The sequence below is a fragment of the Qipengyuania sp. NPDC077410 genome (assembly GCF_044543405.1).
Classification (GTDB): domain Bacteria; phylum Pseudomonadota; class Alphaproteobacteria; order Sphingomonadales; family Sphingomonadaceae; genus Qipengyuania; species Qipengyuania pacifica.
Genome location: NZ_JBITWB010000002.1, coordinates 176,222 through 193,711, shown reverse-complemented (window position 1 = coordinate 193,711; position 17,490 = coordinate 176,222). Strand labels below are relative to the sequence as shown.

Below are 17,490 nucleotides of genomic sequence, written 5' to 3'. Positions count from 1 at the left end.
GTGTATAATAAAAGGGCCCTGGGAAACCGGGGCCCTTTTTGATTCCATTGCGAGGAGATGAAGCGTCACATGACCACCATCTCCAGTTCCCCATCCCCTTCGTCAATCTGCACGGTCGACCCGTCCGGCACCTTGCCCGAAAGGATCATGTCGGCCAGCGGGTCCTGAACGTAGCGCTGCACGGCGCGCTTTAGCGGGCGGGCGCCGTAAACAGGATCATAGCCGACACGGCCGAGCCATTTCTTTGCCGCCTCGCTAAGCTCGAGCGTGACCTTGCGATCCCTGAGCAGCTTCTGCACGCGCTCGATCTGGATATCCACGATTGGCGCCATGTGTTCCTGTGCCAAGCGATGGAACAGGATGATCTCGTCCAGCCGGTTGAGAAACTCGGGCCGGAAATGGCCGCGTACGACATCCATCACCTGCGGTTCGATATCCGCAACTTTCTGATTGTCATCCATATTCGCCAGGTACTGGCTGCCCAGATTGCTGGTCAGGATGATGAGCGTGTTGGAAAAGTCGACCACCCTGCCCTGCCCATCGGTCAGACGTCCATCGTCGAGAACCTGCAGCAGCACATTGAACACGTCTGAGTGCGCCTTTTCGACTTCGTCGAACAGGACCACCTGGTACGGTCGCCGACGGACGGCTTCGGTCAGGACGCCGCCTTCCTCATAGCCGACGTAGCCTGGAGGCGCGCCAATCAGACGGGCGACCGCATGCTTCTCCATGAATTCGCTCATGTCGATGCGCACCATGGCGCTGTCGTCGTCGAACAGGAAGCCCGCCAATGCCTTTGTGAGCTCAGTCTTGCCAACGCCGGTCGGGCCGAGAAACAGGAAGCTGCCCAGCGGGCGCCCGGGGTCCTGCAAGCCCGCCCGAGCGCGGCGTACGGCCTTCGATACGGCGTCGATCGCCTGGGACTGCCCGATGACCCGCTGCGATAGGATGTTCTCCATGTCGAGCAGCTTCTCGCGCTCGCCTTCCATCATCCGATCGACAGGGATACCCGTCCAGCGCGAGACCACGCCAGCGATATCGTCTTCGGTCACCTCCTCCTTGAGCAGAGCGTTGTCGGTCTGCCCGGACGCTTCGGCGAGCTTCTTCTCCAGTTCCGGAATCCTGCCGTATTGCAGCTCGCCGGCTTTCTGCAGATCGCCGCCGCGTTGTGCCTGTTCGAGTTCGATACGCGCCTGGTCGAGGTCTTCCTTGATCCGGGCTTCGGCATGGATCTTGTCGCGTTCGTTCTGCCAACGTGTCGTCAGTTCGCTCGACTGCTGTTCGAGTTCGGACAGTTCCTTGCGCAGATTTTCGAGACGGTCCTTCGAAGCGTCGTCGGTTTCCTTCTGCAACGCCTGCTCTTCGATCCGCAGTTGGATGATCCGGCGGTCGAGCCCCTCGATTTCTTCGGGCTTGCTTTCGACCTCCATGCGGATGCGGCTGGCAGCCTCGTCCATCAGGTCGATCGCCTTGTCGGGCAGGAAGCGGTTCTGGATATAGCGGTTTGATAATTGCGCCGCTGCCACGATTGCGCCGTCGGTAATGCGCACGCCGTGGTGCAGTTCGTATTTGTCCTTGATCCCGCGCAATATGCTGATCGTGTCTTCAACGCTCGGCTCATCGATATAAACCGGCTGGAACCGACGCTGGAGCGCGGGATCCTTCTCGACATACTTTTGGTATTCGTCGAGCGTGGTCGCACCGATGCAATGCAATTCGCCCCGCGAAAGCGCAGGCTTGAGCAGGTTGCCGGCATCCATGCTGCCTTCCGATGCGCCAGCCCCGATCAGCGTGTGCATTTCATCGATGAACAGGATGATCTGCCCTTCGGCGCCTTTGACCTCGTCGAGTACCGACTTCAGCCGCTCCTCGAATTCGCCGCGATATTTTGCGCCCGCAATCAATGCACCCAGGTCGAGCGCCATCAATGTTCGGCCTTTAAGGCTGTCGGGCACGTCGCCATTGGCGATACGCAGGGCGAGGCCTTCGGCAATCGCAGTCTTGCCCGTTCCAGGTTCGCCGATAAGAGCGGGGTTGTTCTTGGTACGGCGGGCGAGGATCTGGACCGTCCGGCGAATTTCCTCGTCTCGGCCGATCACCGGGTCGAGCTTGCCGTCGCGCGCCGCCTGCGTAAGGTCGCGCGCATACTTCTTCATGGCGTCGTAACTTTCCTCCGCGCCCGCACTGTGCGCAGCGCGTCCCTTGGTCACGTCCTGGATCGCCGCTTCCAGTGATTTGACATCGACCCCAGCAGATTTCAGCGCTCTGCCCGCATCGTTATCGGCCATCGTAAGCGCCTGCAGAACCCGCTGGACCGGGACGAAGCTGTCGCCCGCCTTTTTAGCCAATTGTTCGGCCTGGTCGAGTGCGCGAACCGCATCGTTATCAAGCCCAGGCGTCTGCTGCGCCCCGCCGCCCGAGACGGCCGGCACCTTGGCCAAAGCATTATCGACCTCGGTAATCGCCACACCGGGATTGCCCCCGGCACGCTGGATCAACTGGGCAGCCATGCCCTCGCTATCGTCCAGCAACGCCTTCAGCAGATGCGAAGGCGAGATGCGCTGGTGGTTCATGCGGATGGCAACCGTCTGCGCAGCCTGCAGAAAGCCTTTGGCCCGGTCGGTGAACTTTTCGAGATTCATGAATATCCCCGTGTGATTACCAACGCGATATGGTGTGACGTATATACAACACAATAGGTCGCGGTCGTTATTTTCGGCGCAGTCCACTTTTGACGGTCGCGGTGTAAAGCGACCGGGCTGCGATCGCGCCGTTCGTCAGTGTCATGCCATCTGCGAAATTCAACGGCGGACGATCGGTTGACCGGCGCGCAAAGCTTTACATTTTTGTGCGCAATCAAGCCAGACGAGCACCGTTGGCTACGCTGGCTTCGGGCCGTGCGAGGAGGATCGCGCCGTTTGCGTCCGGGAAGCCGAGCACGAGTATCTCCGACATGAAGGGCCCGATCTGGCGCGGGGCGAAATTGACTACTGCCATGACCCGCTGCCCGACGAGGCTTTCAGGAGCGTAGTGTTCGGTGATCTGTGCCGAGCTTTTACGCTCGCCGATGTCTTGCCCCAGATCGACCCACAGCTTGATGGCGGGGCGGCGGGCTTCCGGGAAGGGCTCGGCACGGGTTACCGTGCCGGCACGAATGTCGAGCGCTGCGAAATGCGTAAAGTCTGCATAGTCCATCGCGCGGACTTATGCAGCACGGTGAGGGTCATCAACCCTGGGTGAGCGGTTCCAGTCCCGGCACCATGATCGTCCGGTCGCCGCCAAAGTCTTCGCGCACTACGACCAGGCCCTGCCGTTCGAGGTGATCGAGCAGGCGCCGGATGCGGCCGGGCGAACTGGTGCCATAGGCCCGTGCGAGCGCATGTTCGTCAACCTGCGTTTCACCGGCATGCGCAGCCTTGGCAATGACCAGAAAGGGCCCGAGCAAATCCTCTTCGACGGTCCCGGCGAGTTGCATGATCCTCGCTTGCACGGGTTCCTCCAGCTCACTGAGCCCGGCCCCGGCAACAGCGAAGCGCCGGCGGAAACCGCGCATGTCGGGCATGGGTCCAATCAGGCGTTCACGGCGGCATCGGGTGAGAAACGTCTGGTACTGTGCGCTGGCAGACTGGAATGCGATGCCCTCTTCGCCGGCAAGCTCGGCGATAATCTCCGCGATTCGTGTCGCAACGGCAGACGTATCGATTGGCTCCGGCGCGGCGACCTGCCGTTCTTCTGCATGAGCGATGCTGTCTTCCATCTCGTCGATCCGCGGCGCGGGTGGCGGCGCGGGCGGCGGGGGCGCCTTGGCCACCTCGCTCGCGAGATCGGTGGTGAGCAGAGCCGCCATATCCTCGGGTGCCGTGTCAGGAAGCGCCATCAGGCCTTCGCTGCGAACCGTATGACCGGTTTTTACCGGGCCAATCTTCACCGCCTGCGGGACCCTGGTGATGGCAGGGCCGAGCGCGAGGAAATGGCCGCGCTGCAGTTCACGAATACGCTCCGCCTGCCGACGCTCCATGCCGAGCAGGTCGGCTGCACGGATCATGTCGATGTCGAGAAAGGTTCGCCCCATCAGAAAGTTCGAAGCTTCGGCAGCAACGTTTTTGGCGAGCTTCGCCAGTCGCTGGGTCGCGACCACCCCGGCCAGTCCGCGCTTGCGGCCGCGGCACATGAGATTGGTCATCGCCGACAGCGTCATGCGGCGCGTATCTTCAGCCATCTCGCCCGCCGCCGCAGGGGCGAACATCTGCGCCTCGTCCACCACGACCAGGGCGGGATACCAATGTTCGCGCGGGGCATCGAACAGAGCAGTAAGGAACTGTGCAGCGCAGCGGATCTGCTGTTCCACTTCCAAGCCATCGAGATCGAGCACAACGCTGGCACGATGTTCACGGATACGGCGGGCAAGCGCTTCGATTTCGGGCGGCGAATAGGCCGCGCCGTCGATGACAACATGGCCGAACTTGTCCGCGAGCGAGGGAAAGTCGCCTTCGGGATCGATGACAACCTGCTGCACCATGCCGGCGCTCTCTTCGAGCAGGCGACGCAGCAGGTGTGATTTGCCGCTTCCCGAATTGCCTTGCACGAGCAAACGGGTTGCGAGGAGTTCCTCGATGTCGAACTCGACCGGTTTGCCGGAAGATTCGTGGCCGATGGTGATCTGCGCTGTCACTGCTGGCGGGTTAGACAGCCGAATCCGGATCGGGAAACAGCTGCCGCAGGGTTTTGCCCAATCGCATTGCGAGTTCGGCCCGGTATCGCTAACCCCGTTGCAAGAGAGGACGGGATTTCATGAAGAAATGGTTGGGGCGCATCGGCTTTGCGCTGCTGGTGCTTGTGCTGGCAACATTCATCGCGCTGGCCACGTGGGAGCCCTTCTGGGCCAAACGCGACGATATCGCCCTGCCCGATCGGGCCTACACTGCTGAAATAAGTCGTGACGAATTCAGCGTACCGCACATCTACGGCAAGACCGATGCCGATGTCGCCTATGGCGTCGCCATCGCCCATTCGGAGGACGATTTCTTCACCCTTCAGGATGTGGTTGCGATGAGCCGCGGGCGATATGGCGCGATCGCCGGGCAGGACGGTGCGGCATTCGATTATGCATATCACCTGCTCGATGCGCGCGGCACGGCGGAGAAAAGTTACCCGCGGCTGCCCGAAGACACGCGCGCGCTGTTCGATGCCTATGCGACGGGCCTGAACGATTATGCCCTTCAACATCCGGACGAGGTCAAGCTCGGCAATCTGTTTCCCGTCGATGGTGTCGACGTGGCTGCGGGTTTCGCGCTTCGCCAACCGTTCTTCTTCGGCCTCGGGGACGTCATCGGGCCTTTGGTAGATGGCAAGAAACTGCGCCCCGAGCATGGCCCTGCGATCCCGCCCAGCAGCCGTGAAGCCACGCCGGCGACGGATGCCGTCGAAGTCATCCGAGACGACGAAGTTGCGCCGCCAAGGCAGACGAAAGCACGACCCCTGCCATGGGGCGAGGACGGGGCGCTGGCCGGATCGAATGCCTTTGCCGTGATGCCCGAAAAATCAGGCGGGCCAACCATTCTGGTATCGAATAGCCACCAGCCATGGCGCGGCGGCGTCGCCTGGTACGAACTGGTGGTCGAAAGCGACGAGGGCTGGCATTATGCTGGCGCCAACTTCCCGGGCAGCCCCTTCCCTTTCCTGGGTCACAACGAACATCTGGGCTGGACCAATACGGTCAACACGCCTGACATGGTGGACATCTACAAGCTGGTCGTGAACGATGACGGGACACAGTACCGCATCGGTGACCAGTGGCGCGATCTGGAAAAGCAGACTGTGACCCTGCCGGTAAAACTGGGGCCCATCACACTGCCGATCCGTCGTACGATCTATCGAAGTGTTCACGGCCCGGTGATCAAGAACGACAATGGCTATTTCGCCGTCCGCTATGGCGGGATGGGAAATCTGGGGCAACTCGACGCCTATTATCGCCTTAACAAGGCAACCGATCTGGACGAATTCCAGGCCATTCTTGCGCGGATGGACATTCCGTCCACTAATTTCATCTATGGCGATAAGGAAGGCAACATCGCCTTCATTTACAATGCTGCCCTGCCCGACCGTGCGAAGGGTTACGACTGGCGCAAGATCCTGCCGGGCGACGATCCACGCGCGATCTGGTCTGGCCCGGTGCCCTATCAGTCACTACCCAAATATGTGAACCCGGCGAGCGGCTGGCTCTATAATGCGAACAATGCGCCCTACACGGCCGCAGGGGAAGGCAGCGATCTGTCGCCTGACGATTTTGCCCCCGAACTCGGCGTCGAACTCAAGCAGACCAACCGTTCCCGCAGGGCGTGGAAGCTCATGAGCGAGGCGGAGTTGCTCGACCGGGCGACGCTGGAGAAGATCAAATACGATACCGCCTACGAACGCGAAGGCTATGTCGCGCGTCTGTGGGACGATCTGGCTGCACTCGATCTTTCGGATGACGCCGAGCTTGCGCGCGCGCGCGACATGCTGATGAACTGGGATTTTACCGCCAACAACGTCGGCGAAGCCGATGCGCTGGCACTGCTGATGATCCGTGAGTTCATGGCTTCCAGCTATCAGAACAAGCCCTGGCCCGATGTCCGCGAAGAGCTGGCGAAACAGGTCGCTCATCTCAAGGACTATTTCGGCCGCATCGATCCGCCGATGAGCGAATTGCTGCGTCTGCGCCAGGGAGATGTGGATCTGCCGCTGGATGGTGGGTCGGATACGCTGCGTGCCTCGACCCTATGGGATGTCGACGACGATGGCCGTCTGTCGGTTCGACATGGCGACAGTTTCATCCAGTGGGTGGAATGGCTTCCCGGCCAGCGGGTTTCCTCACGCTCCATCCAGCCATTCGGCGCGGCCACGACGCGGCCTGCGTCGCCGCATTACACCGACCAAGCGACGTTATTCGTCCAGCACCGCCTAAAGCCGGTCCATTTCTGGCGCGAAGACGTGCTTGCCAATTCCGCGTCCCGAAAGGTCGTGACGCATTCTCGATGACGGGTTAGCCTGCCATCTGTCTGTTATATCGAGTCGAATCAAACGACTTGATCGAAGGGGGTTTTCCATGAAAATGAAATCGGTACTTGCTGCGGGCGTCGCCTCGCTCGTTCTGGCAGCATGCACGACAACGCCGAATGGCCAGTCCATGGCCAATGCATCGGCGCCCGTTGCCGAAGCCGGCACTCTGGACGAGCCCGCAGCGCTCGCAACGTTGATCGACGAAGTCCAGATTCCCTATGAAAAATTCACCTTGGACAATGGCCTCGATGTCATTGTGCATACCGATAAAAAGGCGCCCATCGTCGCGCTGGCCGTGTGGTACAATGTCGGTTCCAAGGACGAACCGAAGGGCCAGACCGGTTTCGCCCATTTGTTCGAACACCTTATGTTCAACGGATCCGAAAACGCGCCGGAAGACTACTTCCAGTACCTGCAGGAAATGGGTGCGACCGATTACAACGGCACGACCAATTTCGACCGTACGAATTATTTCCAGACCGTTCCCAAGCCGGCGCTCGAACGCGCCCTCTGGCTGGAAAGCGACCGCATGGGTTATCTGCTGGGCGCGATCACGCAGGAAAAGCTCGATAACCAGCGCGGCGTTGTGCAGAACGAAAAACGGCAGGGCGACAATCAGCCAGGCGGTCTGGTCTTCTATGAAATCGTGAAGACGCTGTTCCCTGCTCCGCACCCTTATGATCATACGCCGATCGGTTCTATGGCCGACCTCGATCAGGCCAGCATGGCAGACGTCCAGAACTGGTTCCGCGACAATTACGGTCCGAACAACGCGACCGTGGTGCTTGCCGGCGACGTAACGGCCGCCGAAGCCCGTACGTTGGTGGAAAAGTATTTTGGCCCGATTTCCCGCGGACCGGTCAACGATCCTGCTCAGGCGAACGTCCCCGAACTGGCGCAGGATGTGCGCACGGTGATGAAGGACCAGGTCGCAGCCACCAATATTTCGAAATACTGGAGCGCTCCCGGGATTACCGACCGCGAACTTACCGCATTGACGGTAGGAACGCAGATCCTCGGTGGCCTGTCTTCCAGCCGCCTCGACAAGACTCTCGTCCGTGATGAGCAATTGGCCGTCGGCGTTTCAGCCGGCAATTATTCGTGGCAGCGCGTCGGTGTGTTGAACGTGGGCGCTACCGCGCGGCCAGGTGTCGACCCCGCCGTGGTCGAAGCCCGGCTCAATGAACTCGTTGCGCAGTTCATTGCCGAGGGCCCGACAGAGGACGAGGTGCGCCGCGCAGCCACGTCGACCGTCTCCCAGACGATCCGTGGCCTTGAGCAGGTAGGCGGGTTCGGTGGAAAGGCCGTCACACTGGCTTCGGGTGAAGTGCTGGCCGCCGATCCGGATTTCTACGCCCGCCAGCTCGAAATCCTTGCCACGCTGACGCCTGGCGAAGTTCAGTCCGCAATGCAGCGCTGGATGACCCGGCCGGCCCTGACGCTGGTTCTCGAACCGGGCGAGCGCGAAGGCGAGTATGAAGAAGCGGCATCGGTTGCCTCTGCCACCGCGGCCACTGACGAAGCCGCAGGGGCGAGCGAGATCACGGTAACGAAAGAACGGCCAAAGCCGCCCATCGCGACGACCGCTACGCTCGATTTCCCCGACGTCCAGCATACCAGGCTCGCAAATGGGATGGAGCTTCATTACGCTATGCGGGACGCGGTCCCCGCGACATATATAACGATGTCGTTCGACGCCGGCACCGCTTCCGACCCGGTGGACAAACGCGGTCTAGAAGCGCTGGCTCTCGGCCTGTTCGACGAAGGCACCACAACGATGGACTCGCAGGAAATCGCCGAAGCCAGCGAACGGCTCGGCGCATCGATCTCCGTTGGCGGCGGTTTCGACCGGTCCAGCTTCACCCTGTCGACACTGTCGGCCAATCTCACGCCGTCGCTTGAGTTGATGTCTGACATCGTACGCAACCCTGCATTCGCACCTGCTGAAATCGAGCGCGTGCGTGCACAGCAGATCACCGGTATCGAGCAGGAATTGCGCACGCCGCAGTCGATCGCGGCGCGGACGCTCGCTCCGATCATTTACGGGGAAGACAGCCCCTACGGCGGTGCCGACAGTGGCACAGTGGCTTCGGTCACTGCCTTGACCCGTGACGACATCACCGGCTTCAAGGATCGCTGGATCCGGCCGGACAATGGTCAGATTTTCGTAGTTTCGGATCGCCCGATCGGTGAAATCACTGCCGCGCTGAACAAGGTGTTCGGCGACTGGCAGGCGCCCACAGTAGCAAAGGGAACCAAGAGTTTCGGCGACATGGCCGCCGTGCCGGAAAAAGCTCGTATCGTCCTGGTCAATCGTCCGAACTCGCCGCAAAGCTTTATTCTCGGTGGACAGCGGACGCCGGTGGATGCGCGTGATGAAACCTACGTCGACTTCCTCAATGGGAATAACGCGCTGGGTGGCAATTTCCTTGCACGCCTCAATATGAACCTGCGCGAGACAAAGGGGTGGAGCTATGGCGTAAGCGGCTTTCCGCAGACACGCGAGAAGGCCGTCGCTTACAACATTGCGGCTCCAGTCCAGGCCGATCGTACCGGCGATGCGCTGGCCGAGCTGATCCGCGAAACCGGGGAGTTCCTCGACACCCGCGGCGTCAGCGAAGCCGAACTGGACCGGATCGTCACTGCAGAAATCGGCGAATTGCCTGGCCAGTTCGAAACCTCCGGCGCCGTGCTCGGAGCCATGCAGAACAACGCCATGTATGGCCGCCCGGACAATTACTACGAATTGCTCGCAGACCGGTATCGCTCGCAGACCCGCAGCAGTCTGGACGAAGCGGTGCGCGCCGCAATCGATGCCGACCGGTTTGTCTGGGTCGTCGTCGGCGATGCAACTGTCGTGGAGCCGCAGCTCGAAAAGCTCGGCCTCGATGTCGAAGTCGTACAGATGGGTCAGTGACTGCTATCGAGATCGCCCTTGTTGACATTGATGTCAGCAAGGGCGATCTAGCGGCCACTCCAGATTGCTAACCGAAGAGAGGAATTTTCATGTCCGTAGCAGGTACTTATGACACCGTCGTCAAGAGCCCGATGGGCGAACAGAAGGGCACCTTCACCGTAGTCCCCGGCGACGACGGGAACACCTTTACCGGATCGATGGCTGGCGGCATGGGCTCCATGGACGTCAAGGACGGCAAGATCGATGGCGACGCGCTTACCTGGGCGATGGACATGACCGTCCCCATGCCGATGACCCTCAACTGCACCGCCAACGTGAACGGCGACCAGCTGACTGGTACGGTGAACGCAGGCGCCTTTGGCGACATGCCGCTGACCGGCCAGCGCCAGGGCTGAGCGCAAACCGATAAATGACAAAGGCGCCGGGAGGATTTCCCGGCGCCTTTTATTGTGCCTGCCGCGAACCGGATCTTTCGGCCTTACCTACTCGCCCACGCCGAAGGCGAAAACGCGCGCGCCGGCTGTACCCGCACTACCGACGAGGCCGGGGCCGGCCCCTCCGCCAACAGCGAAGATGAAGCCATACTGGCCCTTCTCCAGTGCAGTCTCCGGCGTAAGTTTGTACACTCCCTGCGCCACCTGCTCGTAGGTGAAAGGGATCTGGTCCTTGTCCATCACGCCCGCCTTGGCACCGGCGATGTTCATACTGCCGATACGCGCTTCGCGGCGGCCTTTCTTCTGCTCCAGTTCCACGAGCGAAAACTCGTTCGGCGACTGGACCGATGCGCCGAACCCTGTCGAGAACGTTCCGCTCGCCTCGCCATTGGCATTGCCGAGATAGACATAAAATACCGGGTTGGATTTGGGAGAAACAAATCGCGCTTCCTCCCCCGGAATGACCGCCTTCACGCTCGCGCTGGCGATTCCACCCGTCAGCGCATATCCGAAAATGCCGCCCGTTTTTGTCTGTGTGGAAGATGTCGGATCAATCTTCCACATCCGCGGCTCAGCCGACCAGTCGTCGTACAGATAGACGCCGGGAAAATGTGGAGCGAGCGGATCGGCTGCGCTGTCCGACATGGCCGGTGCGACAGATGTCTTCTTGACCATCGCCGCGATCACGGCGCTGGACACGCCCCTGGTTCTCAATTCCAGCAAGGTCGCCGTATCGGTAGCGTAACTGCCTTGATCGGTTTCGATCTTGGCGATGACGGCTTCGTCCCCCAGCCCCGCATCGAGCAGAGTGAGGACATCGGCATTGGTAAGCGTTTCAGCGCAAAGCGGTGCCGACATTGCCAGCGCGCACGGTATCAAGACTGTCCAGAACTTCATATTGCTCCCCCCGGTGCAAATCATGTGTGCAATCGCGAAACGAACGAACGAGACTGCGAAGTCCCATCCGTTCGTTCACTCATACTTCTCAATGCGTTAACGCACTACGTCCATTTCTTCGATCAGTGCCTGTGCACCATCGACCTTGTCCATCACCCACAGCATGTAACGGGTATCGACATGGATCGTGCGCGTGGTGCGCGGATCGAAATACCAGTCCGAATTGACGCTTTCGAAGGTCCCGTCGAACAACAGCCCCACGAGTTCGGCGCGGGAATTGAGTGTTGCCGAGCCGCTGTTGCCGCCGGTGCTGTCGAGGTCCGACAGGAAGTTGACCGGCACCGATCCGATACTGTCGAGCGCATAATCGCCATAATCGCCCGCACGGATTTCGGTCAGTTGCTTGGCCGGCGCATTGAACGGGTCTTCGCCTGTGTCCTTTTCGAGTATGCCTTCCAGCGTGGTGAACGGCAGATAGGCCATGCCATCACGCGGGCTACCGCCAAGAACCTTGCCATACGTGACGCGGAGCGTGCTGTTGGCATCAGGGTAGGTGGCGATGCCTTGAGAGCGCTGCCATTGTGTGATTGCCTGCATATAGGCCGGACGCAGCACCAGCGCGCGCCCTGCCCGTTCCTCGCTCTGTTGTTCCAGATCGATCCCGTAGTCGTAAAGAGCGACCGCGAGCTGCATGAACGGGTCTTTGCTGGCTTCCAGATCGGCTACACTTGCATCCATCAGCGCGAGGCGCGTTTCAGTATCGCCCAGCGTCGTGTTGGCGTAATACCGATCGACGATCGGCTCGGCCTGCGCGGCATCGGTCACGCCTGCCAGGCCTGTCGCCTGATCGAAGACGGCAACGCGTTCGGCCGCAGGCTGAGCCAGATAACCGTTCAGGAACAGGAGCCATTCAGCCTTGTCGACCGAAGCATCGTACCGCCGGTCAAGCGCCTGCAATCCCTGCCGGAAGAACGCCATGTCGCGTTCCTGATACCCGCTCTCGCGCTGGGCGTCGGGCTTCTCCTTTTCCTTCGCAAGGCGATAGAGACGCTGCGCGGTGCCGAGCAACTGCGGGTTGGTCACATTACCATACCAGAAATTGGTGCGGGCCGCCGTGGCGCTTTCTTCCGACAGTTCATCGAGGGCCGCGATCGCTTCGCCGTAGCCGCTGCGCGAAGGATCGGCAGCAATCCAGGCATCGAGCTCAGCTTCGCGTTCTGCGCGCAGGCCGACGAGGTTGACCCGGCGCGCGCCGTCGATCTGGCCGCGCAGGTTCTTTTCGTAGTTGTTGAGACCGGCGAGGCGCGATTCATACTTCACACGCGCGTCCGAACCTTCGGGTGCTGCTTCCTCGATCGTGTCGATCCAGTTGTTCAGCAGTGTGACGAATGTCGGATAGGTCCACTCGAACGTGTTCTTCACTTCGCCGAGCCGCGTGTAGCGATTGGTCGATCCCGGATAGCCTGCAGCCATAACGAAATCGCCGTCATCGAGACCGGCAGCACTCACCTTGAGATGATGCTTGGGACGGTACGGGACATTGTCTTCTGAATATTCGGCAGAGGTCCCATCCGGCGCGACATAAGCGCGATAGAATGAAAAATCGCCAGTGTGACGCGGCCACATCCAGTTATCGATATCGCCGCCATATTTGCCGATAGAATCGGCCGGCGCGTAAACCAGCCGTACGTCCTTCACCTCGAGCCGCTTGATCAGCGTGTATTCCTCGCCGCCATAGAAACTGGCGACTAGGCAGCGATATCCCGCGTCCTGTTCGCATTCCGCGGTGATATCCTTCACCCGCTGATCGACGGTATCGTAACGCTCATTTGGCGAAAGTGCGTCGATGCCTTCGCGGACGCGCGCCGTCACATCGCTGATATCGGTGGTGACATACACACGCGATCCGGGTGCGGCAGGCAATTCTTCGCCCTTCGCCTTGGCGAGGAAGCCGTTTTCGAGATAGTTGTTCTCAGCCGTGGAATTGTACTGCACCGATCCACGGGCGCAGTGGTGATTGGTAACCACCAGCCCTTCGTCCGAAACGAAGCTGGCCGAACAACCCTGCAACTGGACAATGGCGCCCATCGGAAAGCCCGTCAGGTCCGACAAGGCTTCGGGCGATACTTCCAGGCCGGTTTTGCGCAGATCGTCTGCGATCTCTGGCAGTTGTCCGGGCGTGAACATCCCCTCCTTGGCAGCGAGCGGCGCTGCCAGCGACAGAGTGGATGTGGCCGCGCCGGCGAGCAGCGCCGCAGCAAAAACAGATTTTGACATGATAGGTACGATCCCTTCCAGCGCGCAGAACGCGCGTCCCGCCGATATCGCTAGTCCGCTTGGCCGCACCGTTCAAGCGAGGCCATGGCTTTGACCACACACAAAGTTTAGGCGCAGAACGGTGCAAGCAGGACGAGCAGCTTCTGGGAAGGGATCAGACGAATGTCGCTGCCTTGAAATGAACAAAACAGGCGCGCACCTTCCGCAACATGCTGGGTAAACACACAGCCATATGCTTACTGCTCGCCACCGGACTGGCTGGTTGCTCGCTCGCCGACGATGGCAGCGACAGCCCTTCAGCCTCCGAGCCCAGTCCGGACCTAGCGCTGGAAAGCCGGGTCCTTGCCGTAGTCTGCGATAACGACCGTCCGGATACCCAGGAACAACTGGTTCAACTCGCTCGCTATGCGCGGGAACGCGACGGACGATCGGACCGCATCTGGGAAGTCGCGGACAATCCGGACTGTCCGCAAACGTCCTGAAACAGCGCCCATGACGCGCTTCGACGTTCGCGTCAGCCCAGCTTGTCTTTCAGGATCTGGTTGACCACCGCAGGATTGGCCTTGCCCTGCATCGCCTTCATCGTCTGGCCGACGAAGAAACCGAAGAGCTTGTCCTTGCCGCCGCGATATTCGGCGACCTTGTCCTCGTTGTCGGCAATGATCTTGTCGATCGCGGCTTCGATCGCACCGGTATCGCTGACCTGCTTGAGGCCTTCGGCATCGGCGATCTCTTCCGGATCGCGGCCAGTCTTAAGGACGATTTCGTAAATTTCCTTGGCCTGGCCACCCGATATCTCGCCCTTGTCCTGCATGGCGAGGATGCCGGCCTGCGCCTGTGCGGTCGCATTGGCTGGATCGGCTTCGTCACCGAGCGATTTCAGGACGCCCGGCGCAACCGACAGAGCCCAGTTCGCCACCTGCGTTGCGACCTGCGCCTCGCTTTTGCCGATCTTCGTTGCGGTTGCGGCCAGTAAGGTCTCGAACCGGGCGAAAGTCTCGACCTCCGCCGTCAGTTCGCGCGCGTTGTACGGCGTCAGGCCGAGTTCGCTTTCATACCGCTTTCGCTTGGCATCGGGCAGTTCGGGCAGGCTCGCACGGCAATCGTCGAGGAAGCCGTCTTCCAGCTCCAGCGGCAGCAGGTCCGGGTCGGGGAAGTAGCGGTAGTCGTGCGCATCTTCCTTGCTGCGCATGGTCCGCGTCGTGCCGCTCGCCACGTCGAACAGGCGCGTTTCCTGATCGACCGTGCCGCCGTTCTCCAGCACATCGACCTGTCGGTTCGCCTCGTATTCGATGACCTGCATGACGAAGCGCACCGAATTGACGTTCTTCGTTTCGGTCCGCGTGCCGAATCCTTCGCCCGGTTTGCGCACGCTGACATTCACGTCGGCGCGCATCGAACCTTCTTCCATATTGCCATCGCACGAGCCGACATAGCGCAAGATCGAACGCAGCTTACGCACATAGGCACCGGCTTCGGCCGGGCTGCGCATGTCGGGCTTGGACACGATCTCCATCAAGGCCACGCCGCTGCGGTTGAGATCGACATAGGACATGGTGGGGTGCTGATCGTGCATCAGCTTGCCGGCGTCCTGCTCGACATGGATGCGCTCGATCCCGATGATCTTGTCTTCCGGGATGCCGGCCTTTTCATCTGCATCGATCAGCAGCTGCCCTTCACCCACGATCGGATGGTACAGCTGGCTGATCTGATAGCCTTGCGGAAGATCGGCGTAAAAGTAGTTCTTGCGATCGAACCGGCTGTATTTGTTGATCTGCGCCTCGATTGCCATGCCGGTGCGCACCGCCTGGCGGATACATTCGCGATTGGGCACAGGCAGCATGCCGGGCATCGCAGCATCGACGAGGCTGACCTGCGAGTTGGGCTCGGCACCGAAAGCCGTGCTGGCACCGCTGAACAGCTTGGCGTTGGACGTGACCTGCGCGTGGACTTCCAGGCCGATCACGACTTCCCATTCGCCCGTTGCGCCCTGAATACGATAATCAGTCATCGTCTTTCGACTTTCCATTGTCGCTCTTGAAACGTGCCTCGCCGTGGCTGATGCGCCTCGAAAGGATTGCGGGCACCGCCATCACGCCGAGAACCGCCACGGCGGCTACGAGTGTGAAGATGGCCTCGTTCACCACCACTTCTCCGGTTTCGCCTCAAACCCGGCGCGCTGCTGGATCGCCAGCCCGGCATTCAGCACACCCTGTTCGTCGAAAGGCTTGCCAACGATCTGCAGGCCAAGCGGAAGACCGTCGGCGTTGAGCATGGCCGGCACGCTCATCGCGGGCAGACCGGCAAGGCTTGCCGGGACCGCGAACACATCGTTCAGGTACATCGCCAGCGGATCGTCCTGGTTTTCGCCCAGCGGAAAACTGGCCGTCGGCGTGGTCGGTGCAAGGATCGCATCGCATTCGCCGAACGCCGTGGAGAAATCCTGGCTGATGAGCGTGCGGATTTTCTGCGCCTGCGTGTAGTAGGCATCGTAGAAGCCGGCGCTCAGCACATAGGTGCCGATCAGGATGCGGCGCTTGACCTCATCTCCGAAACCGGCGGCGCGGGTGGCGGCGTACATATCCTGCAACCCCGCCCCGTCGGGGAGATCGCGCAGACCATAACGGACGCCGTCATAGCGCGCGAGATTGCTCGACGCTTCGGCAGGTGCGACGATGTAATAGGCAGGCAGCGCATATTTGGTGTGCGGCAAAGAGATATCGACGATCTCGGCGCCCGCATCGCGCAGCCATTCCTTGCCCTGCTCCCAGCTCTTGAGGATTTCCTCGTCGGTGCCATCCATGCGGTATTCTCTGGGGATACCGATCTTCTTGCCTTTGAGGTTCGCGTCGAGCCCGGATTCCCAGGCTGGCACGTCCATTTCCAGGCTGGTCGAATCCTTCGGATCGAAACCGGCCATGGCTTCGAGCATGATGGCGCAATCTTCGACGCTGCGCGCCATGGGGCCGGCCTGGTCGAGGCTGCTGGCGAAGGCCACTACGCCCCAGCGACTGCATCGGCCATAGGTCGGCTTGATGCCGCAAATGCCGGTAAAGGCAGCAGGCTGTCGGATGGATCCGCCGGTGTCAGTGCCAGTCGCCGCCGGTGCGATGCGAGCGGAGACGGCGCTGGACGATCCGCCGGACGACCCGCCCGGGCTCATCGCGGCATTGGTGCCGTCTTTCTTCCAAGGAGACGAGACATTGCCGAAATAGGAGGTCTCGTTAGAGCTGCCCATGGCGAACTGGTCGAGATTGAGCTTGCCCAGCATGCCCGCGCCCGCATCCCAGAGATTCTGCGACACGGTGCTTTCATATTGCGGGGTAAAGCCTTCAAGGATGTGGCTTGCCGCGGTGGTCTGTACGCCCTTGGTGGCGAACAGGTCCTTCATGCCGATCGGCACGCCGCCCATCTTGCCGAGATCTTCGCCCTTTTCGCGCCGCGCATCGACCGCGTCGGCGGCCGCCGTGGCGTGGTCGGGCGTCGTCACGATGAATGCGTTGAGTTCGCTCGCGGCGGCGACTGCGGTATTGAAAGCATCTGCCACTTCGCGCGCGGTGAAGTCGCCCTTGGCCACCCCGTCGCGGATGTCCTTGACGCCTAAGTCGAGAATATCGCTCATTATTCGATCACCTTGGGCACGCCGAAGAAGCCGTGTTCCGCAGCAGGGGCGTTGGCGAGCACATCGTCGCGGCGCCCGCCTGCGGTCTTCGGGTCGGCATCGACCACATCGTCGCGCAGGCGCAACGTATTGGAGATGACCGCGGTCATCGGTTCGACGCCGGAGCAATCGACCTCGCCCAGCTGTTCGACCCAGGCAAGGATCCCGTTGAGTTCGGGCACCATGCGTTCGAGTTCATCCTCGCCCATCTTGATGCGGGCGAGCGAGGCGATCTTCGCCACTTCTTCGCGTGTAACTGACAT

Annotated in this window: 13 protein-coding genes; 4 read left to right on the top strand and 9 right to left on the bottom strand. The window is 60.9% G+C overall.

The annotated features are described in order from the left end of the window. Positions 1-65: 65 nt before the first annotated feature. The 3 genes from clpB to ACIGGE_RS08890 all read right to left on the bottom strand — a co-directional run bounded on the left by clpB (position 66) and on the right by ACIGGE_RS08890 (position 4,672). Complete coding sequence (gene clpB, locus ACIGGE_RS08900; protein ID WP_397490082.1) at positions 66-2,642, bottom strand: ATP-dependent chaperone ClpB; 2,577 nt, start codon at positions 2,640-2,642, stop codon at positions 66-68. A gap of 214 nt (positions 2,643-2,856) precedes the next feature. Next, a complete protein-coding gene (locus ACIGGE_RS08895; RefSeq protein ID WP_397490081.1) occupies positions 2,857-3,195 on the bottom strand; it encodes a tRNA-binding protein in 339 nt (112 codons plus the stop codon). Between the two features lie 31 nt (positions 3,196-3,226). After that, positions 3,227-4,672 carry an ATP-binding protein gene (locus tag ACIGGE_RS08890; protein ID WP_103022536.1) on the bottom strand — a complete coding sequence of 482 codons (1,446 nt, stop codon included), beginning with the start codon at positions 4,670-4,672 and terminating at the stop codon, positions 3,227-3,229. A 119-nt stretch (positions 4,673-4,791) separates the two neighbouring features. Between ACIGGE_RS08890 and ACIGGE_RS08885 the strand changes: the two genes are divergently transcribed. From ACIGGE_RS08885 to ACIGGE_RS08875, 3 genes are all read left to right on the top strand, one after another. Further along, positions 4,792-7,020: an acylase gene (locus tag ACIGGE_RS08885; protein WP_397490080.1), complete on the top strand. Its 2,229-nt coding sequence runs from the start codon at positions 4,792-4,794 to the stop codon at positions 7,018-7,020. 73 nt (positions 7,021-7,093) lie between these two features. Next, on the top strand, positions 7,094-9,958 hold the full coding sequence (locus ACIGGE_RS08880; protein ID WP_397490749.1) for a M16 family metallopeptidase: 2,865 nt from the start codon (positions 7,094-7,096) through the stop codon (positions 9,956-9,958). 89 nt (positions 9,959-10,047) lie between these two features. Then, complete coding sequence (locus ACIGGE_RS08875) at positions 10,048-10,353, top strand: hypothetical protein (RefSeq protein ID WP_397490079.1); 306 nt, start codon at positions 10,048-10,050, stop codon at positions 10,351-10,353. A gap of 87 nt (positions 10,354-10,440) precedes the next feature. Here ACIGGE_RS08875 and ACIGGE_RS08870 read toward each other — a convergent pair whose 3' ends face one another. After that, positions 10,441-11,289, bottom strand: coding sequence for a hypothetical protein (locus ACIGGE_RS08870; protein WP_103022533.1), 849 nt, complete (start codon positions 11,287-11,289; stop codon positions 10,441-10,443). Between the two features lie 96 nt (positions 11,290-11,385). Then, on the bottom strand, positions 11,386-13,566 hold the full coding sequence (locus ACIGGE_RS08865) for a S46 family peptidase (protein ID WP_397490078.1): 2,181 nt from the start codon (positions 13,564-13,566) through the stop codon (positions 11,386-11,388). Between the two features lie 209 nt (positions 13,567-13,775). Here ACIGGE_RS08865 and ACIGGE_RS08860 point away from each other — a divergent pair, with 209 nt between their 5' ends. Further along, on the top strand, positions 13,776-14,048 hold the full coding sequence (locus tag ACIGGE_RS08860; protein ID WP_397490077.1) for a hypothetical protein: 273 nt from the start codon (positions 13,776-13,778) through the stop codon (positions 14,046-14,048). 32 nt (positions 14,049-14,080) lie between these two features. Here the strand turns inward: ACIGGE_RS08860 and gatB are convergent, their stop codons facing one another. Genes gatB through gatC form a run of 4 tightly spaced genes read right to left on the bottom strand, consistent with a single transcriptional unit; the run spans position 14,081 to position 17,490 of the window. Continuing rightward, positions 14,081-15,577 (bottom strand): Asp-tRNA(Asn)/Glu-tRNA(Gln) amidotransferase subunit GatB, encoded by a 1,497-nt coding sequence (gene gatB, locus ACIGGE_RS08855; protein WP_397490076.1) that lies wholly within the window; start codon positions 15,575-15,577, stop codon positions 14,081-14,083. Then, positions 15,570-15,710 (bottom strand): hypothetical protein, encoded by a 141-nt coding sequence (locus ACIGGE_RS08850; RefSeq protein ID WP_158246564.1) that lies wholly within the window; start codon positions 15,708-15,710, stop codon positions 15,570-15,572. The genes gatB and ACIGGE_RS08850 overlap by 8 nt, the downstream gene beginning before the upstream one ends. Then, on the bottom strand, positions 15,707-17,188 hold the full coding sequence (gene gatA, locus ACIGGE_RS08845) for an Asp-tRNA(Asn)/Glu-tRNA(Gln) amidotransferase subunit GatA (RefSeq protein ID WP_397490075.1): 1,482 nt from the start codon (positions 17,186-17,188) through the stop codon (positions 15,707-15,709). Before gatA ends, ACIGGE_RS08850 begins: the two co-directional genes overlap by 4 nt. Then, a complete protein-coding gene (gene gatC, locus ACIGGE_RS08840; protein WP_397490074.1) occupies positions 17,188-17,490 on the bottom strand; it encodes an Asp-tRNA(Asn)/Glu-tRNA(Gln) amidotransferase subunit GatC in 303 nt (100 codons plus the stop codon). Before gatC ends, gatA begins: the two co-directional genes overlap by 1 nt.